The organism is Ligilactobacillus sp. LYQ135 (assembly GCF_053711055.1).
On record NZ_JBSJYT010000001.1, the window covers coordinates 254097 to 278762 of the forward strand.

Sequence of the window (24666 nt, forward strand, 5' to 3'; positions counted from 1 at the left end):
ATGATTACAATTTATATTGTAAACGTTTACTTCAAAAATAGCAATAGTGTTTTTACTAAAATATCGGATTATTTTTACTTAATGGTTTTACTAATCGTTTCTTAAATGTGATTCATTAAAGTTTATTGGTAAAATAGCCGCTTTACTTGCCTTCCCATGTCAGATGAATTATTACGGAAGGAGAAGAATAGTAAAATGATTATTTTTAAATTTTACTGTGATTCAATTATTTTTAGGGAGGTGAACGTAATGGACAAAAAAGATGCAAAGGCGCCTAAATCTCAAAAATACTTCATGTCAACATTAGCATTAACGATGTTAAACGTTGTTATGATCGCCGGTTTAGCGAATGATCCCCAACAAGCTTTTTATGGTTTGTCATCAGTCACATACTTTATTATCGGATTCATTCTCTTCTTCATTCCAACTGCGTTAGTATCAGCTGAATTAGCGAGTGGATGGCCACAGCGTGGAGGCATTTTCCGGTGGGTCGGCGAAGGTGTCGGTAAAGGTTGGGCATTTACATGTTTGATTATTTTATGGTTCCAATCAACCTTTAACTTAGGAGCCGGGATGCCTAACTTTGCAGCAACTGTAATGTTCTTTACGCCACACTATAACGAGGCGATTAAGTTTCTTGAACATCCTCAACATGAACTGTTAATCATGTGTGGATTCATTGCACTATTTTGGTTTGTTACATGGCTTGCAGCTCGTGGGACCAAAACATTTTCTAATATTGCTAAATATGGTGTTATTATTGGAACTTTTATTCCATTAGCTGTAATGATTATTTTAGTTATCGTTTGGCTTTGCCAAGGTCATACTCCTGCAATGCCAACTCAACCTAAAAATTTGATTCCTCAATGGAATGGAATGGGGACGCTGGCATTAGTTGCCGGAGTTTTATTCTCATGGGCCGGAATTGATATGAATGCCGCTCATATTAAAGAATTAAGACATCCAGAAAAACAATATCCAATCTCAATTTTCTTTGCTGGAATTTTAGCATTAATCATCTTCATCGTCGGAACTTTGATTATTGCAACCATTATTCCATCAAATCAAATTAACATTTTGGATGCTTTATTTGTTACATTCCATGAATTAGGTTCAACAATTCATGCACCTTGGCTTTATATGTTATTTATTTACGCAAACTTTTTAGTAATGGTCGCAATGTGGATTACCAACTTAGCAGGTCCATCATTTATGCTTGGACAAGCTGGTCAAAGTGGGTTACTTCCTAAGTGGCTTCAAAACTATAACAAACACGGAATGCCATCAAAAATGATGTATTTCCAAGCAATTTGTGTTACTGTAATTGCATTTATGGTTAAGTTACTCCCAAATGTTGAGGGATTCTTTATCATGATTACCCAAACAATCACAATTTTGTACTTGTTATACTACATCATTATGTTCGTTGCATTTATTCGTTTGCGCTATACACAAGCTAACCGGCCACGGTCATTTAAAGTTCCTGGTGGAAAATTTGGCGCATGGTTAGTTACAATTGTTGGAATTGCTTCTTCTGTATTTGGGATCATTTTGGCATTTTATCCACCAACTCAAGTTAAAGAAGAAGTCGGCTCAGGAACTACTTATGACATCATTATCGCTTGTTTAGTCGGATTAGTTTTACTTGTTGCCTTTGTTTTATATCAAACATCTAAACATCACAACGCTAAACACAACAATGATTGGGTTAATAAAGATAATAAATTTGCACCATATACATGGGAAATTGAAGGTTTGAAGAAACCCCAAAAGGTTGAATCAAATGTTCCAACTGACATTATGTCTGAAGATCAAAATCCAATGGGAATACCAATTAAATATAAATTTGATCCAAATGAGAAGGTCAAACTTCCAAAAGACTGGTCTTCACCAACTGCAGATATTGCAAAATATGCGAAGGAAATGCGTCAAAAAGAATGAAATATAAGATGTAATGCAAATTGCAGCCTTTCTACTTTATTTTGAATGTTTATCTAAAACTAAATTAAACAATAATAAAAGAAGTTATGGATTATGATACACACCTCAAATCTTGGACAAAATAATTCAAGATTTGAGGTGTTTTTTATGCGCTTTTCAAAGGAAGACAATATAAATATGTATCAAAAAGGATATGGGTATTCAAAAATACAGGAATATTATCCTATGTTACCGAATTTAAATTGCGTTATGAAAAAATTATTGCCTATGATGTTTCAACTTCTCCAACATTAATCAAACCTTTAATATGTTAAATAACCTTAATCAATGTGGATCATTAGATGGAATGATCTTACATAGTGATTAAGATTGGCAATACCAACATTCTGCTTATCAATATTTTTTGAAAGATCATGGAATTATTCAAAGTATGTCCCGTAAGGGAAATAGTCTAGACAATGGATTAATGGAAAACTTTTTCAGTGTTATGAAAAAGAGATGTTTTATGGTTATGAAAGCCAATATAAAAATACTGATGAATTAATTCGAGCAATCCATCAGTACATTTATTACTATAATAACGAAAGAATTAAGGTAAAATTAAAAGGACTAAGTCCTGTTCAATACAGAACTCAGTCCCTAACTGCTTAATTTAATAAAGTGTCCAACTTTTGGAAGTGCATATCAATTACCACAACTTCTTTTATATTATTACCAAATTTGAACTCTTTTTTCTGGTGCTAGCCACATTCCATCGCCTTCATGAACATCAAATGCTCGATAAAAATCTTCAAAGTTTTGCGGTTGAACATTTGCACGCAATTCTTCGGGAGCATGTACATCAATTGCTAATAGCATCTTCTTGTATGCTTCACTTGCCTTCATCCGCCATACAGTTGCCCAATTGGTAAAGAATTCTCTTAAATTAGCATCTGAGTAGCGTTTAATTGCTTCAAGTGAGCAACTCATCCCGCCATTATCAGCAATATTTTCTGAAACAACTAACTTCCCATTAACCTTGCCACCAGCAAATGGAATGCCATCAAATTCATTAATCATTGCTTGAGTTAATTTTTCAAAATGAGCAAAATCATCTTTTGTCCACCAGTTAACCATATTACCATATTCATCAAAGTGGGCGCCGTTATTATCAAATGCATGTGAAATTTCATGTCCCATTACGCAACCAATACCACCAAAGTTTTTACTACGAGATTGGTGTAAATCATAGAATGGTTTTTCTAAAATTGCTGCTGGAAATGTAATATCATTTCTTGAAGGATCATAACATGCATTTACTAATTGTGATGGCATATCCCACTCAGAACGATCAACTGCTTTATGATATTGTTCAAAGTTATCCGCAAGCATTACGCTTTTGATTTCAACGTAATTACTTAGTAACGTCCCGCCATCTTTGGCCTCAGTTACATGTAATTTTTGATAAACTGGTTTGATTTTATCTGGATAACCGACTTTAATTGCAATCTTATCAAGTTTCAAAATTGCCTTTGCACGGGTTTTATCACTAAGCCATTCATTGTGTTCTAACCGATGCTTATAAATACCAATCATTTCTTTGATCATTTCAGTTGCGTTTTGCTTTGCTTCTTCACCAAAGTATTTACGCCCATAGTAATCACCAATTACATACTTGAAAGTATCATCAATTACACTGTATGCAAATTTTGGTTGGGATAATGATTGTTTTGTTCCCGCAACTTCACGGTGAAACATGTCTGCAATTTGGCGAATATCTTCACTTAAATATGGTGCCAATTGATTAATTGTTTTAGTTAACATCCAACTCTTCAAATTCTTAAAAGTAGTGTCATTGACAATTTGATCAAATGCTTCAAAGAACTTAGGTTGAGTAACAATGACTTTTTCAGGTTCATCATCCACTAAATTGGAAATTAGTGCAGCTAAATCAAAACTTTGACTGTAAGCCTTAACTTCTTTCATTGTGCGTGGATTATATTGTTTAGGATAATCAGCAAGTTCTTCTGAAGTCATTACATGTGGTACTAATGATTTATCAAATTCAAGTGCTTCGCTGACAATTTGCTTTGCATTTGCAGAATCAAATCCTACTAATTCTAATAATTTTTGTGACATTTCAGCCCAAGTCTTAAGTAACTTCGGGCTGTCTTTACGGTCTTTGTCATAATATGTCTTATCTGGCAAAATTAAGTCAGGTGCATACATAAACACTGCATTTTTAGCAGTATCTTTCCAATCTGGTTCCACATCAATCGTAAAGGGAACTGGTAATGTGTTTTTAATCCATTCATCTAATTGCTTGCTTAAATCATTCATCATATTTAACTGTTGAATTGGTTTAATATAAGGAACTAATGGCTTAATTCCCGCTTCTTTCCGACTATCAAAATCAATTGCAAGTGCATGCATTTTCATTGCTTCTGCAAACATTTTATTTGGAGCATCAAATTTTCCTTGATGATAATCTTCAAAGTCATGAATCAAGCGCTTTTCAACATCTTCATCCATGTCTTGAAAACTTCCTGCAGCAGGTTTATCAGCTGGAATTTTGGCTGTCTTTAACCATTCATAGTTAACATGCATATATAAATTATCTTTTGCACTTGCTTGATAACCCTCTTCTACTGAAGCACCACCAAGTACACCTACAACATTACTCATTGATAAGACTTCCCTTCAATTTATCCCTTTTAACATCTATACAAGTGCTGTGACACAAACTGTCACCGCCTTAAATCTAATCAAGTTTCCAAAGCCACAAACTAAACACTGCTAAAATTATGCTTCACGTGTTTAGTTACTTTGGTGTACCTGATTTTAAACTCATTTTAGTCAACTTGTCATTCGGAAGCAATTTAATTGTCACTACCTTCTTTTGATTTATCAATAATTTTAGGCTTTTTTTCACGCATTTCTTCAGCGTATTTTTTAGTATCAGCAGTTGGCTTAGACCAATCTTTTGGAACTTTAACTTGTTTATTTGGATCAAATGGATATTTAATTGGTACCCCCATTGGATTTTGTCCTTCAGACATAATATCAGTTGGGATGTTTGATTCCACTTTTTGGGGCTTCTTTAACCCTTCAATCTCCCATGTATATGGTGCAAACTGATTATTTTGATTTACCCAATCATCATGATTTTGGGCATTGTGATGCTTAGATAAAACATACAAACCAAGTGCTGCTAAAAGAACAACTCCAACTAAACAGGCAATTGTAACTACATAAACAGTTCCTGAACCAACTTCTTCTTTAACTTGAGTTGGTGGATAAAATGCCAAAATGATCCCAAATACAGAAGAAACAATTCCGACAATTGTAACTAACCATGCGCCAAATTTGCCACCAGGAACTTTGAATGACCGTGGTCGGTTAGCTTGCGTATACCGTAAACGAATAAACGCAATAAACATAATGATGTAGTATAACAAATATAAAATTGTAACTGTTTGAGTAACCATTACAAAGAAGCCTTCAACATTTGGTAGAAGTTTTACTAAAAATGCAATTATAGTTACACAAAGTGCTTGGAAATACATCATCCGTGATGGCATCCCATGTTTATTATAATTTTGTAACCATTTAGGTAATAAACCACTTTGTCCTGCTTGCCCAAGCATAAATGATGGTCCAGCAAGGTTAGTTGTCCACATTGCAATTAAAACAATAAAGTTAACGTAAATGAAAATTAAATATAACCATGGGAAGTGAATTGTTTCACCTAAATCATGAAAGGTAACAAATAAGGCATCTAAAATATTGATTTTACTTGCAGGAATGATTGTTGCAATAATTAAAGTACCAACAACGAAAATAATTAATGCTAAAATTCCGGCAAACAGAATTGAAATTGGATATTGCTTTTCAGGATTCTTTAATTCTTTAATGTGAGCAGCGTTCATATCAATTCCAGTCCAAGAGAATAAAACTCCGGCAACTAGCGCTAATGTGCCCATTCCATCCCATTGCGGAATTAAATTTTTAGGTTGAGTTGGCATTGCAGGAGTATGACCTTGGCAAAGCCAAACAATTGTTAAAATGACTAATACAGCAAGTGGAATAAAAGTCCCAATAATAACTCCATACTTAGCAATATTAGAAAATGTTTTGGTCCCACGTGCCGCAAGCCAAGTAACAAACCAAAATAATGCGATAAACCCACACATAATTAACAGTTCATGTTGAGGATGTTCAACAAAGTTAATCGCTTCTTTATAGTGAGGAGTAAAAAACATAATTGTGGCTGCAAAGTTAGGCATCCCGGCTCCTAAGTTAAAGGTTGATTGGAACCATAAGATCACTAAACAAGTAAAGGCCCAACCTTTTCCTAAACCTTCACCAACCCAGCGGAAAATCCCACCACGTTGAGGCCATCCACTTGCTAATTCGGCAGATACCAAGGCAGTTGGAATGAAGAAAAGAATAAACCCAATTAAAAAGTATGTGACTGATGATAAGCCATAAAAGGCCTGTTGCGGATCATTTCCTAACCCCGCAATCATTACAACGTTTAACATTGTTAATGCTAAAGTTGACATGAAATATTGTTGAGATTTAGGTGTTTTTGTTTTTGATTTTTCCATTACTTTCATCTCCCTAGAAAGTGCAAACCAAGTTACAAATCAGACTTAATTGAGACGACTACCTCTCTATTATTTAGTAAAATGCAATTTTAGAATAATAAATAAGAGATTGAATTTTGTCATTACCTTTAATTTAAATCTTCTTTAATTACATTCCTTACTTTTATCGTAGTTCAAATATTTGATATATTCAATTTCAGTTTCTTTGCGCGATTTTTATTTGCTACATTCCTTTTTTGATTCCTTTTTTTACTAAAAACCAATTCATTGGATAAGCAGTTAAAAATCCACATGCCATTCCAATTGACATCATCACCCAAAATGCCGGTTGGAGTGGCGTAAAGTGCAAATGTAACCCAAATGTTTCAATTGCAGACCAGCCGTACATTCCTACTTGCCAAGCAGTTAATGACCAAAAATCGATTTTAAAAGCTCGAATTAACTTTTCTGCCACACTACCTTTAAGCATTGGTCCAATTGCAGCATATTGAAACAGTATTCCAATAATTAATGCCAAAATATAGTCAAATAGCCATTCGCCAAAAACTTTTTGATCAAATAAACTAAATGTTATTAAATAGTAAAAAATCCATGAGCCAATCAAGTCTGACAAACTACATCCAGCACCACAATGCAAAGCATCTACAATAATTCCTTGCCAATATTGATTATATTTCAAATCTTTAGGTATTAAATCCATTTTCATACTAGTCTTTTTTTGATTCATTGGCATTCCCATTTGCATTTTACGATGTTTTCCTAATGTGAAATATGTCCATAAAATCAAAGGACCTCCCCACAGCGCATTGATTGGCCAAACTGCATCCATAATCTTCATTTGTTGGGGATTACGGGTAACATCAACTAAGATAATTAATGCAGATAAACATCCTATTACAATCCAGATTGTCCCAACAATATTCAAAATTGACATTAAAAACATCTTCTTCCATGTAAATAGATTCATAAAACAAAAGGACCACGACTGCTGTCATGCCCCTTTATTGGATTTTAATGATTAATTCGTTAGTGCTTAATATTTAATTTTGGATTCAAGTTACCAATATGACCTGATTCTTTTCCAATTGCAGGATCAATTACAGCATTGATAATTGCTGGTTTACCAGAATCATATGCTTCATTTAAAGCTTTATCTAATTCTTCTGGTGTTGTGACGTTATATGCTAACCCACCAAAAGCTTCAGACAACTTGTCATAACGTCCCTTCGCATCAAGTGTAATTGGTGCCGGATCACTTCCGGCAGGGTTCTTTTCAGCACCATTGTAAATACCACCATTATTAAAAATTACAATTGTAATTGGCAAGTGTAACCGACAAATGGTTTCAATTTCCATTCCGTCAAATCCAAAGGCACTATCACCTTCAACACATACAACTTTTTGGCCAGTTTCAATTGCTGTTCCAATAGCATAACCTAAGCCAACACCCATTACACCCCAAGTACCTGTATCTAAACGATGCCGTGGTTTGAAGATATCAATTACGTCACGTCCAATATCTAACGTATTAGCACCTTCACTGACAAGGTAAGTATCTGGGTTTTTCTTAATTAATTCCTTGATTGGACGCATTGCGCCAAAGTATCCCATTGGTGAATGCGGAGTAGTTAAACGTTTTTGCATTTTGGCAAAGTTTTCTTGCTTTTTAGCATCCAATTCATCTAACCAAGATTGTGGAGTAGTAACATTGGCTTCTTTGACTGCTGGGATCAGTTCATCAAAAACTGAAATCATATCACCAACTAATGGACCATCAATCTTCTTATTTGAATCAATTTCATCTGGATCAATATCAATTTGAATTAATTTTGCATCTGGATTGAATTTATTACCATATGACAACATCCAATTTAAACGTGCACCAACTAAAATAACAGTATCCGCTTCACTAAATGAAAGTGAACGTGCAGCTGCTACACATAATCCATGGTCATCTGGTAATAACCCTTTAGCCATTGACATTGGTAAATATGGAATTTTGGTTGTTTCAATAAATTCACGAACTTGCTTTTCAGCATGAGCAATTGAAGCACCCTTACCTAAAATAATTAATGGCTTCTTAGCATCTTTCAATAATTCAATGGCACGTCCAATTGCTTTGCTACTTGGCTTTTGTTTTGGAGCAGGGTCAATTTCTTTAATAATTGTACTTGATGGTTTTACTTTACTATCAAGTAAAGCTCCAATTGTATCAGCTGGTAAGTCAAGGTAAACCCCACCAGGACGGCCAGACATTGCTGTACGCATTGCCCGTGCAACTGCTAAGCCCATATCTTCAGGACGATCTACCCGAAAAGCTGCTTTACAAAATGGTTTAGCTACATTATATTGATCTAATCCTTCATAATCGCCCCGATCCATATCAATAATATGACGTTCAGATGATCCTGAAATCATGATACAAGGAAAACAGTTTTTAGTTGCTTCTGCTAACGCAACTAACCCATTTAAAAAACCAGGAGCAGAAACCGTTAAGGCAACACCTGGCTTGCCAGTTAAAAAGCCAACTGCAGCAGCTGCATTAACTGCTGAATCTTCACGTCTAAATCCAAAGTAACGCATCCCATTTCTTTGTGCCATCCGTGCAAGATCAGTTACTGGAATTCCTACAACACCATACATATTCTTTAATCCATTTTTCTTAAGTGCATCAATTAGTAAACCTGCACCGGTCATTTGTTCATCCGCCATTTTTAAACCTCCCATAAAAAGTGGTTATAACTGAGCCTTTTTTGTTAAAAACAATCTATTTTCAAGGAACATGTCCTTTCATTTTTTATATTAGGTCAATTGACAAAGAAGTGTTAATAATATGTAAATAGATTAATCAAGTTAAAGCAAAGATGTTTTGTTTGCACCTAATTGCCATTCACGTTACTATATAGATAGTTGATAGATAGAAATCTTTCAACTTACCTCAATTTCGCTTTACACAACACAGGTATACGAATTTCCATCCTATTTAGAGTAATGCGCACTCCGTACTCGGGTAAGCTTATTTTGTTTCGGCCTTACTATCATGTCAAAGATAGTAAGGTTTTTTTATTCATTAATATTTCTTGGGAAATTTCGGGATACTAAGGAGAATATTTATGCAATTATTATTACTAACTTTATGTGGCCTATTAATTGGATTCATTATGATTTCTCTTGGAATGGGAGCCGCTTTGTATATTGGTTGTTTTATTACTCTCTTTCATCTAAGTGATAAAACTGCAGCTGCAAGTGCTTTAATTACCACCTTGCCTGCACTATTAATTGGTACATTTTTTTATCAACGCAAAAAATTGATAGACTTTCATCAAGGAAATAAATTATTAATTTGGACTTTAGGAGGAACAATTTTAGGAAGTATTATTGTGCCATTCATTAACCAACGTTATTATCAAATTATCATCAGCATTATTTTAATTGTGCTTTCTTTGACAATCCTTTATAAAGCATGGATTGCACCCCATTTGCCTACAAAAGCACGTCAAAAAGACCAGCGTTTAGACCAAGCAACTGCATCTTTTGCAGGAGTAATCAGTGGAATTATGACCGGATTAGCTGGGATGTCAGGCGGAGGACCCTTAGTAGCAGGAATGTTACTTTTAGATGCACCCGTTGCAGTTGCAGCAGCAACTTCATCATATATCCGCATTTGGACCGCGGCTGCTGGAATTGCACTTCATTGGAATACAATGCATATTGCATGGCAACCCGTCATTTTCATGACACTAGGTACAATTATTGGTGCTGCCATTGCGCCTTTTGTCATGGAACATTTTGGTAAGTCACAAAAATCAACCTTTACTCATATTATGAAGCCATTAATTGCCCTAATTTTGTTTTACATGGGAATCAAACCTTTTCTTTAAAAAAGTAACCCCAAAAGACTGCAACTTCAATTTCGTTACAGTCTTTTTTTGATTATTTTATTCTTTTCTTATTTTGTTAAATCATCTTTTTAACTAACATTCTTGCTCCAAATAAGACTAAAACTCCAATTACAGTTAAGACAATTATTGAGTCTTTCTTTTCACCGGTTTGAGGAAAAGTTGACTTCCCAGTTGCAAACCGAGCTTCTTGTTGCTGATTTGCAGATACATTTTTAGCTACAACGACAACTGGGACAGTATTATCAAATCTACTTGGAATCTTAGTTGCCTGCTTTATTTCAATTAGATTAGCATTACTTGAAGTTTGATTACTAGTTAATCCATTTGAAAAGCTTGATAAATTAGCTTGACTTGATTTACCATTATTTAAAGTCACTTCTGATGTCAAACTTTGAGCTGGATTTTGATTTAATTTTGCTGATGAAGCCACACTTTGATTTGAAGTAAAACTTGTTGTCATAGTTGACTGACTTTTCTTTGTCATTGTGCTTGATTTTTGAGTACTTGAACTCATCTGTTGTTTGGCTGAACTTCGTGAACTATTACTTGTAACTGGAACATTACAATCTGTAATTGCTAAATATAATTGATTAATGGCATCATTAATTGTAAATTTAATTGGTGTTGAGTTTAATTAATAGCCACTTGGAGCTTTAGTTTCAATTAATTGGTATGTTCCGTCTGCCAAGTTAGCAATAATAATTTGACCATCATTATTAGTTGTTAAGCCTGATTTAATTACATCTCCATTAGCGTTTTCTAAATTAAAAATAGCTCCTGATAGGGGTTGATTTGTATTAGCTGCATATTTATCACCATTGTACCCTTCTTCATTTCCTGAACCATCATATTGGACAGTTGCGGTTGCTTGTTGTGAACTCGTATTATTTCAATTAACAATTCCAATATTATCCCACTTATTTGTGGTTGAAGATATACTATTTATTACTCCCATTGCATATTGTATATTACTAAAATAAAAATTGATATTTTACATCGATACTTTTATAATAATCAATATAAAATAATTAATATATGTGAGGTGATAAATTGGTTCCAAAATTAAAGGCATTAGGCGATGATTCTCGCTTAGCCATTCTTGAACTTTTAGCTAAAAATGGTGAATTATGTGGATGTGATATTGAAGAAAAGTTTTCAATATCACAATCTACTGTCTCACACCACATGAAAATTCTTATTAATGTTAACTTAGTTACCGAACGCAAAGTTGGGCGCTCACATTATTATTCTATTAATCGAGAAGCTATAAAGAAAATGATTAACAGTTTAGAAGTTAAACTTCTATAAATTTATTGAAAGAAGGAATAAACATGGATACATCAAAAGATGTTGTTGTTTTAGGCCCTGGATGTGCAAGTTGTGAAACATTAAATAAAAATACAAAAAAAGCCATGAGCAATTTAAATTGTGAAGCAAGCTATAATTACATTACTGATATTACTGTAATGGCTAGTTTAGGTATTATTTCAGCTCCTGCTTTAATGTTAAATGGAAAGATCGTTTCTACGGGGAAAACATTAACCGTTTCTGAAGTTGAAAAATTATTAAAAGAAAATAAATTAGTTTAGATTAAAAGAAAATGGTTAATGACCATTTTCTTTTAATCAATACATTCATACTTATACATGCATCAATTTAAAATGTAGGAGGGATCATCATTTTGACTTGGATTACAGATAATATTTTTCAAATGACATGGTTAAGTGATTTTTTTAATTGGTTAATTTTTGATATTTTTGGTGTTTCAACTAGTAGTAAACTTGCTAATTCTATTCAATTTTTTATGTTTGATACAGTTAAAATCTTTATACTTATGTCTGGACTAGTATTTTTAATGGGAATTTTACAATCTTTCTTTCCCCCTGAAAAAACAAAAAAGATATTAGGGAGAATGAATGGAATTGGTGGAAATATTTTAGGAGCATTTCTAGGTGGAATAACTCCTTTTTGTAGTTGTTCTAGTATTCCACTGTTTATTGGGTTTACTTCTAGCGGATTACCACTTGGAGTGACTTTCTCTTTTTTATTTGCTTCTCCAATGATTGATATAGCTTCATTAATTTTACTAGCTTCGTTTATGGGAATGAAAGTAGCTATTAGTTATATTTTAGTCGGATTAATTTTATCGATTATTGGTGGAATAATTATTAAACACTTACATATGGAAGATCAAATCGCAGACTATATTCGCGATATTCAACAAGTAGAAGTTGAAACAGTTGCTCCTACATGGAAAGATCGTATTAATGATGGTTTTACTGAAGCTCGTGAAATTATAGGAAGAATTTGGAAATATGTAATAATTGGGGTAGCAATTGGTGCTCTTATTCATGATTGGATTCCTGCTAGTCTTATTCAAAGTATTTTAGGAAATCAAAACCCATTCTCAGTTATTTTAGCAGTATTAATTGGAATTCCAATGTATGCAGATGTTTTTGGAGTAATTCCTATTGCTACTGCTTTACTTGCTAAAGGAGTGCCTATTGGAACATTAATTGCATTTATGATGGCTGTAACCATGTTATCTTTACCTGAATTAATAATGTTAAAAAAAGTATTGAAAAATAAGTTATTAGCAACTTTTGTAACAATTGGAACGATTGGAATTATTCTTATAGGTTTTGGTTTTAATTTTGTATTAGGATAGGTGAAAAATATGACTAATATCGCATTTATATGTACTCAAAATTCTTGTCGTAGTCAAATCGCAGAAGCATTTAGCAAAAAATATTTAACTAATGTCAATTGTTATTCAGCAGGAACTAATCCTGCTCCAATGATTAATGTAAATGCTGTTAGGATTATGCAAGAAAAATATCAAATAAATATGAAGAAAACTCAATATCCCAAAAAACTAGGAGAATTGCCTTCAATAGATGTAGTAATTACAATGGGATGTGGCGTAAAGTGTCCGTTTATTCCATGTAAAAAAAGAATTGAGTGGAATATTGAAGATCCTAATGGAAAAAGTGATTCTGTATTTATTAAGGTAATCGAAGAAATTCAAAGCAAAGTTAAAAATCTTCAATTCAAACTATCTTAAATATGCACTATATAAAAAAGCTATGATGCGAAAATCATAGCTTTTTGTTTTAACACCGAGCAGTTGTAATTCGCTCAGCGTGATATCCTAATTTTGAAACAATCTTACTCAAAGTCATTGGTTTAATTTTATTAGAATCAATATTAACCTTTATCTTTGAGTCACTTAACAAAATTTCAACTTCATTAACACCTTTTTGTGCTTGCATAATTTGTTGAATTTTCTTTAAGTCTGAAAATTGATTTAATTTAAAAATTACTTTTGTATCACTCATTTTCATTACCTTCTTCCATTTTTATTAAGTGCAATTCTATCTATCCCCTGAAAACACTTACCTTAGCTTATCAAAAAGAAAGAAGATCTGTCAAAGAATTGAGTAGCTATTCAAGCCCAACTTGTTTGTAAATATCATCGATATAACGCAAGTGATAGTGATAATCAAACGCATCATCGATTTCTTCTTGAGGCAAAATATCTGCGATTTTACTATCTTGAACCAATTCTTTAAATTGGATATGTTCATTCCAAGACTGAGCAGTTAATTTTTGCACCATATCATATGCTTCTTCTCGTGACATTCCTGTATTAATTAATTTAAGTAACAAACGTTGGCTATAAATTAAACCATATGTCCGCTTCATATTTTCTTCCATCGTTTCTGGGAAAACATCTAAGTTACTTAAAATGCGATTGAAACGGTGGAGCATATAATCTAAACCAATGGTTGTATCGGGTAAAATTACTCGTTCAGCTGATGAGTGCGAGATATCCCGCTCATGCCATAAAGCAACATCCTCATAAGCGGTAATAATGTTACCTCGTAATACACGTGCCATTCCACAAATATTTTCGGAACCAATTGGATTACGTTTATGAGGCATTGCAGATGAACCCTTTTGTCCTTCATTAAAGTGTTCTTCAACTTCATGAATTTCAGAACGTTGCAAGGAACGAATTTCAGTTGCAAATTCTTCTAAACTAGTAGCAATTAAAGCCAATGTAGCAATATATTCAGCATGTAAATCACGTGGTAAAACTTGACTTGTAACTGGTTGGCGATTCAATCCTAATTCTGCCATGACGCTTTCTTCAATTGCTGGAGGAACATTTGCATAAGTTCCGACTGCACCACTAATTTCGCCACATTCAACTCCTGAAGCGGCATGTTCAAAGCGTTCAATATTACGCTGCATTTCTGTATACCAGCGACACATCTTCAAACCAAATGTCATTGGTTCAGCTTGAACTCCATGAGTACGTCCAATCATCACCGTGTTTTTATGTTTGATTGCTAATTTTTTGATCGTTTCCTTCAATTCATTTAAGTCAGCACGCAAAATTTGATTTGCTTGCTTTAATAAATATCCTTGAGCTGTATCAACAACATCTGTACTTGTTAACCCATAATGTACCCACTTTTTTTCTGCTCCTAAAGACTCAGAAACGGTACGCGTAAAAGCAACTACATCGTGATGAGTAACTGCTTCCATTTCTGCAACCCGTTGCGGTGTAAATGATGCATTTTGAGCAATTTTTTGAGCATCTTCTTTAGGAACAATTCCTAATTTAGCCCATGCATTGGTTACCGCAATTTCTACTTTTAACCATGCGTCATATTTACTTTCATCACTCCAAATTTGTGCCATTTCTGGGCGTGAATAACGTGCAAGCATCTCTTAAACCTCCCATGCATCCTTTAAAATAATTGTTTGTTCTCGACTTGGACCTACTGAAACGGTTCCAAGTGGTAATTGAGTCAACTCTTCAATTCGTTTTAAATATTTTTTCGCGTTTGTTGGTAATTCATCATAGTTTGTAATTTGAGAAATTTCTTCATTCCAACCATCAAGTTCTTCATATACTGGCTGACAACGTGATAACTCTGCTAAGCTTGCAGGATAATAATCAATTTGTTGACCATCTAATTGATATGCAGTACAAATTTTTACCTTTCCAAGTCCGGTAAAAATATCTAATAGATTTAAACTTAAGCAGGTCATTCCAGAAACGCGTTTGGCATGACGCATTGCAACCGCATCAAACCATCCAATCCGCCGTGGACGACCAGTAACGGTACCATATTCATGTGCTTTTTCACGAATATAATCACCAATTTCATCCGTTAATTCAGTTGGAAATGGACCTTCACCAACACGAGTAGAATAAGCTTTACAAATTCCCACCATATTAGTTAATTTTTGCGGACCAACTCCACTTCCGACTAAAGCTCCACCTGAAATTGGGTTAGATGAAGTTACATATGGATAAGTTCCATGATCTAAATCAAGCATGATTCCTTGGGCTCCTTCAAAAAGCACCTTGCGATCATTTTCCAATGCTTCATTAACCAATACTGAAGTATCTGTAACATAGTCTTTTAACTGTTGTCCATATTCAAAATATTCATCAAAAATCTCATCAAACTCAAATGGTTTAGTATCATAAATTTTAGTGAAAAGTGCATTTTTTTGTGCAAGATTTTCTTTCAATTTAGCTTCAAATGTATCTTTTTCTAATAAATCACACATTCGAATTCCAATGCGAGAAGCTTTATCCATATAAGCCGGGCCTATTCCATTTTTAGTTGTCCCAACTTTTTTATCTCCACGCTGCTTTTCTTGTTCAATATCTAATTGAATGTGATATGGCAAGATGACATGTGCACGACTTGAAATCTTAAGATTGGATGTATCGACATTAGCATCATGCAAAAGTTTTAATTCTGCTAACAATGCCTTAGGGTTAACAACTACTCCATTGCCGATTACATTAATTTTAGAAGGATCAAAAATTCCTGAAGGAATTAATTGCAACTTATATGTATTCCCACTAAATGTAATGGTATGACCTGCATTATTTCCTCCTTGAAAACGGACGATCATGTCAGCTTTTTGAGCTAGATAATCCGTCATTTTTCCTTTACCTTCGTCGCCCCATTGACTTCCCATAATTACAATTGATGACATACGTAAAAATCTCCTAGTCTTCTATTTAGATTTAATTCCGATGTAAGTTTACCAATTATTCTCGTTATTAGTCAATAAAAATACGAATATTTTTTATTGAAAAACCGTTCTTAGATTTTATATTCAAAATTAGTTCGTTAAATCATTACAAAACAAGAAAAAAACACGAACAATATTATTAATGTTATATTCAATAGGTTTTATTAGCAAATTCAGGCAAAAGTTATATGATAAAGACAGAAGATCTTCTATTGATAACATTTATATAAATTGTTACAAGTAGTCTCAGGCCTGCTACTTAAAGTGTCATGGCAAATGTAAGGAAGGAGAGGTAACATGCTTACCATCATCAAAAATGATATTATTCCTATTCTTATCATTATGCTGTTAGGCTACATTTGTGGGAAATTTCACTTTTTTGACAATGATCAAAGACAAGGACTTAACAAATTAGTTCTTAATATCGCTCTTCCTGCAGCTTTATTTATTTCAATTGTTAAAGCAACACGTAAAATCTTTGCACAAGACATCGTGCTTACTTTAATCTCTGTTATTGGAGTTACAGGATTATTCATGTTAAGTTACTATTTGGACAAATTAATGTTTCATCGGACAACTCAAGAAGCTGCTGTTTGTGCGTTAATCGCTGGTTCTCCAACAATTGGATTCCTTGGTTTTGCTGTTTTGGATCCAATTTATGGTAATGATGTTACGACTAACCTAGTTATTGGGATCGTTTCAATCGTTGTTAATGCGATCACAATTCCAATCGGATTAGCTTTAATTAATCAAGGGCAAGCCAAAATGCGTGCAAAAGCAGTTGCAAAAAATAATGCAACAAATGTGAAAAGAGCTCCTCAAAAAGTTGCCCCTAAAAAAAGTGATACAACTTTAGTAGATACATCAGCTATTCCTAATGGCGTTCCCGTTACAGATGCTGAGGCTAAAGCATTAAAAGAACACGGTGTTAAACGTGAAATCGACTTGGCACGTGCTGAGTTTGAATACACAAAACTTGAAGATAAAGATAAAACTCCTTCAGTTTGGTCATCAATTATCAATGCGGTTAAACAGCCCGTTGCGGCCGCCCCATTACTTGCTGTAATTTTAGTTTTAATTGGAATTCGAATTCCAGCATCATGGGCTCCTACGTTTGATTTGATTGCCAAAGCTAACTCTGGAGTTGCCGTTTTAGCTGCTGGGCTTGCTTTATCAACCGTTAAATTTTCAATTGATAAAGAGGCTTTATGGAATACTTTTTATCGTTTATTCTTAACTCCTGCAATTATTGTTGCTGCTGCATATTTATGCGGAATGGGACCTGATCCAAGCAAAATTTCAATGCTTTGTTTAGCGGTCGGCTTACCACCAGCATTTTCAGGAATTATTATTTCAAGTCGTTACAATATTTATGTTAAAGAAGGCGCTAGTTCAGTTGCCATTTCAACAGTTGGTTTTGCTGTTTCTTGTATCTTCTGGATTTGGGTATTACCAATTATTGCCCATATGTTTCATTAAAATTAAACAAAAAGAGACTGTTTTTGATATGTCCCCAATTGGGACATACTTCAATTAACAGTCTCTTTTTGTATATATTTTCCACTTCTTACTTGAGATTAATTTTATAAAATCCTTCTAAAAAGCGGTTAATTGTCTTTAATTCATCAGCATTAAATTGCTCCATAAACGCATGCTGTTGTACAGTTAAACTCATGACACTCCTCTTCTCAATAAGCTTTACAAGAAACCATTATTTCAAAAAGTAATACCTTGATAAGTTAAATAGCTCTAAAACTGTTGTTTTCTAACCTACAATTTTAGAGCTATTTATTTTATATCATCATCTTTTACTTAATTGCTTTCTTTAAAATTGGAATTAAGATCCATGCAACAAACGTTCCTGCAATTCCTTGAATAATGTTCATAAAAATTCCTAAAGTACCTGTCTGGATATTGTATAAGATTGAGTCTGAACAAAAATAACCTCCAACCATAACAATAATTCCAACAATCATTGTGCCAACTTCTTTAGATATCGTTTGGTGTTTAATTTTTTGCCAAATCAACCCTACAACTAATCCTTCTAATCCATGCACAATTAGTGAAAAAAACATATACTGGCTATATCCTGAAATTAAGTCCAAAACAAAACCAGAAATGGCACCGGTAAATAAGCCTGCCCAAGGTCCATAAAGAATTGCCGCAATGAAAATCCCAGCATCACACAAATTAATATTTCCATGGGTAAATGGAATTGGAATAATTAAAATTCGGCTAATTACAATGTTCAATGCTGTGAGTAATGCTGTCACAGTCATTGTTTTTAACTTACTATCTTTCATTGATCTGCCCTGCTTAATTCAAACCATGATCAACTTTATTTTCATCACCAAATTCATATAGTGCACGGTGACCACCAATTAATTTTGGCCGTGAATATAATCCAGTAACATTAGCATCGCCTACCATGTGATGGTTTAATCTTACAGGAACTTGAACAAACCGCACATGCATTCCAATATCTGTTCCGCCAATATCAATTCCGCCATCAGCAACAATGTGTTCTACTTCAACTGGATCTTGCATTTCTTCATAAGCAGCTACTTGAGTGCCACCACCTGCATGCATTGAAGGACAAACTGAGACAATTTCAAAATGATGCTTTTCAGCAACTATGCGCTCCATCAATAATGCTCGGTTAATATGTTCACATCCTTGAATGGCTAAATCAATATTTCGTGGTTTTAAAAATTCTTGGACTGTTTCATAGACGGTTTTACCAATTGATAAAGCTGAATCTGTTCCCATCCATTCGCCTCGAATCATACTTGTGCTACATCCAAGCACAAATAAAGAACCTGGCTTTAATTCAAATTTATCATCATTAAAGTAATCTGTTAAAACTGCTGATAAGTCTTGTTTAATTTGCATTAAATCAATCATTTTTTAACACCTCTAGATCAATTTTCTATCACGTTGTAAAATACGCGTTATATCTATTCCTAATTTTAAATCATCTGTAGATAAATGGGTATTTTCAACTACTGCTTGCATTAATTGCATAATTTCTGGAATGGCATCAGTTAAGTCCTCATCTTGTGCTAATTTTCCTAATAAAGTTGCTGCAAAGGCATCTCCAGTTCCATAAAAATGACCGGGAATTTTGCGCAAAAAATATGTTCCATGTGAAACATTTGCATCCCAAAAACAACCAATGCGCTCAGTTTGTTCAATTCCCGTTACAATCACAGTTGCTTCTGGCTTCAAGTATTTCCGTAGCTGATTAATTCGTAAATTCAATTCACTTTCAGTTAATTGCTCGCTATATGGCATTTCAGTTAATAAAGCTAATTCTGTCATATTAGGTGTTACTACATCTGCAAATTGTAATAACTGACGCAGTTTGCGCATATATGCATCATCCAAATTCGGATAGTATTTTCCTTGATCAGCCATTGCTGGATCAATTAACAGCAATTTAAAATCGTTGATGAGTTTACTTTGAAGTAATTCATCAACTAAATCACTTCTTCCAAGATAACCAACTAATCCATAATCTTCTTGTTTTTGAATTTGCTGATGAGCAGTTTCTAATGTGTGATTAAGCCATTTGTTCAAAGAAACACCATAGTGACCATCACCTACTTCACTTTGAGTTGCTAGTAATTGCACCGGAATTGATAATGCTCTTAATCCAAAGCTAGCAACAATTGGAACAGCAACATTCATTGAAATGCTACTTAAACTTGAAAGATCTTCTAAAATCACTGCATTTTTGATGGTTCTTCGCCTCACTTTTACTTTATACTTCAATTTTAAACTATATAGTAAAGTATTTAAATATACTTGCTTCCTTCACGCACACTTAGTTTGCTCAATTTAGATTGATTTTTACTAATAAAATTGCGTACCCATTGAGGATTCGTTTTAGAATAGTCACGTAATGCCCAACCAATTGCTTTATTAATAAAAAATTCACCTGAACCTAAGTTTGCCAAAATAACTTCTTGAAGTAATTCTGAGTTAGTTTGCTCTTTAAATGTAATTTGGTGAATAATCGCAATCCGTCGTAACCAAAAATCTTCGTCAACTGCCCATTTACGCATTAATTGTTTAACTTCTTCATCTCTTAAAGTTAGCTTTCCAATTACCTTATTAAAAGAATCAACTGTGTCCCACCATGATTTAGTTTGAATAAATTTTTGAATGTGTGCAATGTCTTTAGTTTCAATAAAGTTTTGCATACGTTCTAAATAATTGCAAACTAAATATTGAAATTCACGATGTTCATCTGCGTAACATTCATCTAAAAATTCCCAATCAATTTGTTTTAGTTTACATTCTTCTTTCAAAAATTCACGATAAATTTCCTTTCGCTTAGGTGTTTTAATCCCGTAAAATTCAAATTGATTTCGCATATACTTTTTCATTGCAATGCGATCTGCTAAATTTGAATTTTTTTCAAACATCATTTTAAAAGTTTCGTATCTTAATGTCATCTTTCGCTCCACTAATAATAAATTTTTTGAACTTCTCCTGAATAATAAGTTTGAGCTTTTCCATTAGCTGTTTGAATAGTTAATCCTCCATCAGCACTTAAATCTGTTACCAATCCCTTAATTTCTTTTCCTCCAACTTGAAGAACAACTTCTTTTTGTAATAAATTTAATAACCGTTTATATTCTTTCATATAACGTCCATCTGCATAGTTATCAAAAATTTTAATGAGATGATCAATTAAACTTGCTGCAATTTCATTAATATCAGCTGGAAGATCCTTTCCCGCTGCTTGGGCAACTTTTTTTAATTTAGAAGGAAATTTTGTGGTTGTTAAATTTATTCCTGTTCCAATTACAACCTCATTGGGTGCTAATGATTCTAAATCAGCAGTAGCCTCAGTTAAAATCCCTGCAACTTTTTTATTATTCAAAAAAACATCATTAACCCACTTCACTGAAAAAGATTGTTCTGGAAAATACAGTTTAAGCGCTTGAACGACTCCCACGGCGATACTTGTTGTTAATAATGATGGATTTAGCTGTTCTTTTAAAGGAAGTCCTAGACTTAAATATAATCCTCCGTTTGCAGGAGAATAAAATTCTCGTTTAAACCTTCCATAACCGGCACTTTGTTCTTCAGCAATGACTGCTAAAGGAGCAGTTAATTGATGAGTTGTCATGTATTCTTTTAAATATGTATTGGTTGAATTAATCGTTTTAAAAGTTTGTACGTGAGCTTTTACCTTTAATTTGGATTCAATTAAAATCGCATTTAATGCATATCCAGGTAACAACCGATAACCGGCACTTTTTTTACTTACAATTTCAAAACCTTCGTCTTGCAACGCTTTAATATGTTTCCAAATCATTGTGCGACTGATTTTAAATCGGTTAGCAAGTTCATCACCAGAAACCCATGTCTTTTGATGTGCAAATAGTAAATTTAAAATTTTTTGTTTTGTACTCATTGTCAACTTCCTTATATAACTTCTGTTTTATTATTATACTATAATATGTCTTGAAACTTATATTTTTGTTCATCTATTGTTAACTTATTGTTTACTTATTTGTTAACAATGTGTATAATCAAATCATATCAAAAATAATGAGGTTTATATTATGAAACATCAAACTAAAAATATTGCTCAAATTGCACTTATGACCGCAATTATTATTGTGCTTGGATTTATTCCACCAATTCCATTAGGCTTTATTCCCGTCCCAATTGTTTTACAAAATTTAGGAGTAATGCTTGCTGGAGCAATTTTAGGTGCACGGAAAGGAACTATTAGTGTTGGTTTATTTTTATTAATGACCTTACTTGGAATGCCTCTTTTAAGTGGTCATAGTGGTGGACCAGCATCCTTTTTTTCACCATCTAGTGGTTATTTATATGCATGGTTGGTTGCACCTTTCTTAATTGGAATCACTTTAAAACACTTTAATGTTAAAAGTTTTAGCATGACATTTGTGATCGTTTGGCTATTTGGTGTCTTGCTAATTGATTTAACTGGAGCATTTTGGCTTGCATGGTATACTCATACAGAACTTAAAGCAACCTTAATTGCCAATTTGGCATTTATTCCTGGAGATACCATTAAAGCATTACTTACTGCTTTAATTAGTCCCCGAATTAAACGGCAAATTGCATAAATCACCAATTTGAAACTTTCTCATTCAGTGACTTAAATAGTATCACTATTTTAAACATGGTATAATTAAGATGTAAACGTTATAGTTAACACCTTTACCTTGTTTAGAAATTGAGGAGTTTCACATGAAACATATAAATTTAAAAGTTGCAGGTGCTGCTTTAGCAGTAAGTTTTGTATTAGTTGGTTGTCAATCTTCAACTGAGCATCATCAAGATAATAATGATACAAGTAAAGTTCAAACTTCTAAAAAAACAAGTCAAAGCACACAGTCTGCGAAGTCATCAAGTAATTTAAATATTAGTAAATCAGTTAATAATGCAGCTACTTCAAGTCAAACAACGCATCCAATTAGTAGTTCTGCTAAAACTAATGAAAGTACTGCAAGTTCGACTTCAGCATCCAATCCTTCCGTTGAATCGAATCGAAACTTAACAACTGCTCAACTGAATGATTTAGTGTGGCAACAAGTTAAAAAAACTCAAAAAGTCACCGACGCTCAAAAGCAAAATTATTCATTTGAAAATACTACTCAAAATGGATATGCGGTCGTTACTGTACGTGAAAACCATTCTGATGATTCAAATGCTAATCCTACAACATCACCAACTGTGGGAACTTATCGTATCGATCAAAATGGTAATTTACAACAATATAATGTCGTTTCAGATTCATGGAATAATGTTAATTAATGAATTGACTTTCAATGATTGTTTTTACGCTCATTGGAAGTCTTTTTTGGTATACTAAAAGTGTAAATTACTTAGATAAAGGGAGTTGTTTTCAATGAAAAAAGGATTACTAATGGTACCAGTTTGGATGTCGCTTGGAATATTACTGACTGGTTGTGGTAATAGTAATAAGGAATCCGCTTCAAGTTCAAAAGAAGCTAAAACTACTGAAGTGGTTTCTAAAAAGGTTCAAGCAAACTCATCAACTAATCATGAAGCCCAAACTTCTTCACAAAAAGAAAAAAATCAAGAAACGGCTTTATGGAATGATGAAAAAAATCAAAAACTGGCCACGTTCATGCAAGAATGGGGAAAATCCATGAACCAAACTTATGAAAGTTTTGGTCCTAATCGTAATACTAATTTTTATGGATTAAAGTTCCCCGCTCAACTTGATCAAACTTTACTTAAAGTTAATCAACAAGAAGTGTCAATGAAATGGTCAACCAATGGAACAGGTGATGCTGATTACAACATTGTAGCGATTTATAGTGATAGTCAATCAGCAAGTCCAATGAGTGCACACCTATATTTCTTTACCTTCCATAATGGTAAACCCGTTGTGTTAGTTACTTCTCAAACTAATGGAAATGTAACTAAATCTACATCTAATAATAAAGATGATGGCCTCTTTTTCAAAGAAACTGAAAACAAAGATTTGAAGAATGGATTTGCAGAAATTGTTGCTGGTAAAACTCCAACAATTTCAAATAGTTCAAATGCTGATAATTCCTCAGCATCACAACGTTCAACTCAGATTGAACAAAAAAATACTGCTGATAATTTTCCTGAAAATATGCAAGGAGAATGGTTTGCATACAGTCCTTATGAAGATAAGATTATCACTTTAACAATTAAAGATAATAAAATTACAAGTGAAGGAACTACAACTGAAGTTCATAAAATCACTGAAGCTGAAAAGAAAGCCAATCAATCTATTAACGCAGATCAAATGAATGATCAACAAAGAAACTGGGCATACTTTAATCATATTGATGGTTGGTTAAATGTTTATGGTTGGTATCAATCTGCAGGTGATGGAACATACTATAAAGTTGTTAATGAACAAGTTAACGGGCAAGCAACCCCTGTTTTAGAACAAGCCAGTGGTGCAACTATTAATGTTAATTACAAATTTTACCGTTCAAAAGAACTTGCAATACAACAAAAAAACAGTTCCTCAAGTTCAACGCCTGCTGCTATGCAAACGGTCAATGATGATTAAATTTACAAAGAAAATACAAAATGCTGTAGCGATGCCACAGCATTTTTTAATACTATTTTCAAGAATAGGGACTATTTAATTTTTAATGCTAAACAGT

24 protein-coding genes and 1 pseudogene are annotated in these 24666 nt (G+C 33.4%); 11 read left to right on the forward strand and 14 right to left on the reverse strand.

Annotated elements, in window-relative coordinates; translation table 11 throughout:
* Nucleotides 1-249: 249 nt before the first annotated feature.
* A complete protein-coding gene (locus ACWCL1_RS01150) occupies nucleotides 250-1941 on the forward strand; it encodes an APC family permease (protein WP_454545091.1) in 1692 nt (563 codons plus the stop codon).
* 462 nt (nucleotides 1942-2403) lie between these two features.
* Complete coding sequence (locus ACWCL1_RS01155) at nucleotides 2404-2592, forward strand: IS3 family transposase (RefSeq protein WP_454545244.1); 189 nt, start codon at nucleotides 2404-2406, stop codon at nucleotides 2590-2592.
* A gap of 60 nt (nucleotides 2593-2652) precedes the next feature.
* On the opposite strand, the gene ACWCL1_RS01160 is transcribed toward ACWCL1_RS01155, so the two are convergent.
* The 4 genes from ACWCL1_RS01160 to oxc form a co-directional block, all read right to left on the reverse strand.
* Nucleotides 2653-4605, reverse strand: coding sequence for a M13 family metallopeptidase (locus ACWCL1_RS01160; protein ID WP_454545092.1), 1953 nt, complete (start codon nucleotides 4603-4605; stop codon nucleotides 2653-2655).
* Nucleotides 4606-4799: 194 nt separating this feature from the next.
* Entirely contained in the window at nucleotides 4800-6530 is a 1731-nt protein-coding gene (locus tag ACWCL1_RS01165) for an APC family permease (RefSeq protein ID WP_454545093.1), read from the reverse strand.
* A gap of 223 nt (nucleotides 6531-6753) precedes the next feature.
* Nucleotides 6754-7464, reverse strand: a complete 711-nt coding sequence (locus ACWCL1_RS01170; protein WP_454545094.1) for a DUF4396 domain-containing protein — start codon at nucleotides 7462-7464, stop codon at nucleotides 6754-6756.
* Between the two features lie 92 nt (nucleotides 7465-7556).
* Entirely contained in the window at nucleotides 7557-9242 is a 1686-nt protein-coding gene (oxc, locus tag ACWCL1_RS01175; RefSeq protein ID WP_454545095.1) for an oxalyl-CoA decarboxylase, read from the reverse strand.
* Nucleotides 9243-9643: 401 nt separating this feature from the next.
* Between oxc and ACWCL1_RS01180 the strand changes: the two genes are divergently transcribed.
* Nucleotides 9644-10411 (forward strand): sulfite exporter TauE/SafE family protein, encoded by a 768-nt coding sequence (locus ACWCL1_RS01180; protein WP_454545096.1) that lies wholly within the window; start codon nucleotides 9644-9646, stop codon nucleotides 10409-10411.
* A 76-nt stretch (nucleotides 10412-10487) separates the two neighbouring features.
* Here ACWCL1_RS01180 and ACWCL1_RS01185 read toward each other — a convergent pair whose 3' ends face one another.
* A complete protein-coding gene (locus tag ACWCL1_RS01185; protein ID WP_454545097.1) occupies nucleotides 10488-10892 on the reverse strand; it encodes a hypothetical protein in 405 nt (134 codons plus the stop codon).
* Nucleotides 10893-11066: 174 nt separating this feature from the next.
* Nucleotides 11067-11237 (reverse strand): annotated as a pseudogene (locus tag ACWCL1_RS01190) (prealbumin-like fold domain-containing protein); the annotation flags it as partial.
* Nucleotides 11238-11482: 245 nt separating this feature from the next.
* Here ACWCL1_RS01190 and ACWCL1_RS01195 point away from each other — a divergent pair.
* From ACWCL1_RS01195 to ACWCL1_RS01210, 4 genes are all read left to right on the forward strand, one after another.
* On the forward strand, nucleotides 11483-11740 hold the full coding sequence (locus ACWCL1_RS01195; protein ID WP_454545098.1) for an ArsR/SmtB family transcription factor: 258 nt from the start codon (nucleotides 11483-11485) through the stop codon (nucleotides 11738-11740).
* A gap of 23 nt (nucleotides 11741-11763) precedes the next feature.
* Nucleotides 11764-12021 carry a thioredoxin family protein gene (locus ACWCL1_RS01200; protein ID WP_454545099.1) on the forward strand — a complete coding sequence of 86 codons (258 nt, stop codon included), beginning with the start codon at nucleotides 11764-11766 and terminating at the stop codon, nucleotides 12019-12021.
* Between the two features lie 92 nt (nucleotides 12022-12113).
* The gene (locus tag ACWCL1_RS01205) at nucleotides 12114-13100 is read left to right on the forward strand and encodes a permease (RefSeq protein WP_454545100.1); all 987 of its coding nucleotides are present in this window, start codon (nucleotides 12114-12116) and stop codon (nucleotides 13098-13100) included.
* A gap of 9 nt (nucleotides 13101-13109) precedes the next feature.
* On the forward strand, nucleotides 13110-13496 hold the full coding sequence (locus tag ACWCL1_RS01210) for an arsenate reductase/protein-tyrosine-phosphatase family protein (RefSeq protein ID WP_454545101.1): 387 nt from the start codon (nucleotides 13110-13112) through the stop codon (nucleotides 13494-13496).
* A 49-nt stretch (nucleotides 13497-13545) separates the two neighbouring features.
* On the opposite strand, the gene ACWCL1_RS01215 is transcribed toward ACWCL1_RS01210, so the two are convergent.
* From ACWCL1_RS01215 to ACWCL1_RS01225, 3 genes are all read right to left on the reverse strand, one after another.
* Nucleotides 13546-13770 (reverse strand): heavy-metal-associated domain-containing protein, encoded by a 225-nt coding sequence (locus ACWCL1_RS01215; RefSeq protein WP_454545102.1) that lies wholly within the window; start codon nucleotides 13768-13770, stop codon nucleotides 13546-13548.
* Nucleotides 13771-13876: 106 nt separating this feature from the next.
* On the reverse strand, nucleotides 13877-15169 hold the full coding sequence (gene purB, locus ACWCL1_RS01220; RefSeq protein ID WP_454545103.1) for an adenylosuccinate lyase: 1293 nt from the start codon (nucleotides 15167-15169) through the stop codon (nucleotides 13877-13879).
* A 3-nt stretch (nucleotides 15170-15172) separates the two neighbouring features.
* On the reverse strand, nucleotides 15173-16462 hold the full coding sequence (locus tag ACWCL1_RS01225; RefSeq protein WP_454545104.1) for an adenylosuccinate synthase: 1290 nt from the start codon (nucleotides 16460-16462) through the stop codon (nucleotides 15173-15175).
* A gap of 336 nt (nucleotides 16463-16798) precedes the next feature.
* Here ACWCL1_RS01225 and ACWCL1_RS01230 point away from each other — a divergent pair, with 336 nt between their 5' ends.
* Nucleotides 16799-17980, forward strand: a complete 1182-nt coding sequence (locus tag ACWCL1_RS01230) for an AEC family transporter (RefSeq protein WP_454545105.1) — start codon at nucleotides 16799-16801, stop codon at nucleotides 17978-17980.
* A 329-nt stretch (nucleotides 17981-18309) separates the two neighbouring features.
* Here ACWCL1_RS01230 and ACWCL1_RS01235 read toward each other — a convergent pair whose 3' ends face one another.
* The 5 genes from ACWCL1_RS01235 to ACWCL1_RS01255 are packed head-to-tail and all read right to left on the reverse strand — an operon-like array spanning nucleotide 18310 to nucleotide 21929.
* Complete coding sequence (locus ACWCL1_RS01235) at nucleotides 18310-18804, reverse strand: ECF transporter S component (RefSeq protein ID WP_454545106.1); 495 nt, start codon at nucleotides 18802-18804, stop codon at nucleotides 18310-18312.
* 13 nt (nucleotides 18805-18817) lie between these two features.
* Nucleotides 18818-19405 (reverse strand): TIGR01440 family protein, encoded by a 588-nt coding sequence (locus ACWCL1_RS01240; protein ID WP_454545107.1) that lies wholly within the window; start codon nucleotides 19403-19405, stop codon nucleotides 18818-18820.
* Between the two features lie 12 nt (nucleotides 19406-19417).
* A complete protein-coding gene (locus tag ACWCL1_RS01245) occupies nucleotides 19418-20257 on the reverse strand; it encodes a PfkB family carbohydrate kinase (protein WP_454545108.1) in 840 nt (279 codons plus the stop codon).
* 41 nt (nucleotides 20258-20298) lie between these two features.
* Entirely contained in the window at nucleotides 20299-20961 is a 663-nt protein-coding gene (locus ACWCL1_RS01250) for a DNA alkylation repair protein (protein WP_454545109.1), read from the reverse strand.
* A gap of 11 nt (nucleotides 20962-20972) precedes the next feature.
* Nucleotides 20973-21929 (reverse strand): biotin--[acetyl-CoA-carboxylase] ligase, encoded by a 957-nt coding sequence (locus tag ACWCL1_RS01255; protein ID WP_454545110.1) that lies wholly within the window; start codon nucleotides 21927-21929, stop codon nucleotides 20973-20975.
* Nucleotides 21930-22080: 151 nt separating this feature from the next.
* Between ACWCL1_RS01255 and ACWCL1_RS01260 the strand changes: the two genes are divergently transcribed.
* The 3 genes from ACWCL1_RS01260 to ACWCL1_RS01270 all read left to right on the forward strand — a co-directional run bounded on the left by ACWCL1_RS01260 (nucleotide 22081) and on the right by ACWCL1_RS01270 (nucleotide 24569).
* On the forward strand, nucleotides 22081-22614 hold the full coding sequence (locus ACWCL1_RS01260) for a biotin transporter BioY (protein WP_454545111.1): 534 nt from the start codon (nucleotides 22081-22083) through the stop codon (nucleotides 22612-22614).
* Nucleotides 22615-22738: 124 nt separating this feature from the next.
* Nucleotides 22739-23305 (forward strand): hypothetical protein, encoded by a 567-nt coding sequence (locus ACWCL1_RS01265; protein ID WP_454545112.1) that lies wholly within the window; start codon nucleotides 22739-22741, stop codon nucleotides 23303-23305.
* Nucleotides 23306-23399: 94 nt separating this feature from the next.
* A complete protein-coding gene (locus tag ACWCL1_RS01270; RefSeq protein WP_454545113.1) occupies nucleotides 23400-24569 on the forward strand; it encodes a DUF4767 domain-containing protein in 1170 nt (389 codons plus the stop codon).
* The last annotated feature ends 97 nt before the right edge of the window (nucleotides 24570-24666 follow it).

Excerpts from the sequence above, each read along its gene's own strand:
- ACWCL1_RS01260 (WP_454545111.1), top strand. The coding sequence starts at position 22,081 with ATGAAACATCAAACTAAAAATATTGCTCAAATTGCACTTATGACCGCA.
- ACWCL1_RS01225 (WP_454545104.1), bottom strand. The coding sequence starts at position 16,462 with ATGTCATCAATTGTAATTATGGGAAGTCAATGGGGCGACGAAGGTAAA.
- ACWCL1_RS01235 (WP_454545106.1), bottom strand. The coding sequence starts at position 18,804 with ATGAAAGATAGTAAGTTAAAAACAATGACTGTGACAGCATTACTCACA.
- ACWCL1_RS01270 (WP_454545113.1), top strand. The coding sequence starts at position 23,400 with ATGAAAAAAGGATTACTAATGGTACCAGTTTGGATGTCGCTTGGAATA.
- ACWCL1_RS01165 (WP_454545093.1), bottom strand. The coding sequence starts at position 6,530 with ATGGAAAAATCAAAAACAAAAACACCTAAATCTCAACAATATTTCATG.
- ACWCL1_RS01240 (WP_454545107.1), bottom strand. The coding sequence starts at position 19,405 with ATGATTGATTTAATGCAAATTAAACAAGACTTATCAGCAGTTTTAACA.
- ACWCL1_RS01215 (WP_454545102.1), bottom strand. The coding sequence starts at position 13,770 with ATGAGTGATACAAAAGTAATTTTTAAATTAAATCAATTTTCAGACTTA.
- ACWCL1_RS01230 (WP_454545105.1), top strand. The coding sequence starts at position 16,799 with ATGCTTACCATCATCAAAAATGATATTATTCCTATTCTTATCATTATG.
- ACWCL1_RS01160 (WP_454545092.1), bottom strand. The coding sequence starts at position 4,605 with ATGAGTAATGTTGTAGGTGTACTTGGTGGTGCTTCAGTAGAAGAGGGT.
- ACWCL1_RS01185 (WP_454545097.1), bottom strand. The coding sequence starts at position 10,892 with ATGACAACAAGTTTTACTTCAAATCAAAGTGTGGCTTCATCAGCAAAA.
- ACWCL1_RS01150 (WP_454545091.1), top strand. The coding sequence starts at position 250 with ATGGACAAAAAAGATGCAAAGGCGCCTAAATCTCAAAAATACTTCATG.
- ACWCL1_RS01180 (WP_454545096.1), top strand. The coding sequence starts at position 9,644 with ATGCAATTATTATTACTAACTTTATGTGGCCTATTAATTGGATTCATT.
- ACWCL1_RS01200 (WP_454545099.1), top strand. The coding sequence starts at position 11,764 with ATGGATACATCAAAAGATGTTGTTGTTTTAGGCCCTGGATGTGCAAGT.
- purB (WP_454545103.1), bottom strand. The coding sequence starts at position 15,169 with ATGCTTGCACGTTATTCACGCCCAGAAATGGCACAAATTTGGAGTGAT.
- ACWCL1_RS01210 (WP_454545101.1), top strand. The coding sequence starts at position 13,110 with ATGACTAATATCGCATTTATATGTACTCAAAATTCTTGTCGTAGTCAA.
- oxc (WP_454545095.1), bottom strand. The coding sequence starts at position 9,242 with ATGGCGGATGAACAAATGACCGGTGCAGGTTTACTAATTGATGCACTT.
- ACWCL1_RS01170 (WP_454545094.1), bottom strand. The coding sequence starts at position 7,464 with ATGTCAATTTTGAATATTGTTGGGACAATCTGGATTGTAATAGGATGT.
- ACWCL1_RS01250 (WP_454545109.1), bottom strand. The coding sequence starts at position 20,961 with ATGACATTAAGATACGAAACTTTTAAAATGATGTTTGAAAAAAATTCA.
- ACWCL1_RS01255 (WP_454545110.1), bottom strand. The coding sequence starts at position 21,929 with ATGAGTACAAAACAAAAAATTTTAAATTTACTATTTGCACATCAAAAG.
- ACWCL1_RS01265 (WP_454545112.1), top strand. The coding sequence starts at position 22,739 with ATGAAACATATAAATTTAAAAGTTGCAGGTGCTGCTTTAGCAGTAAGT.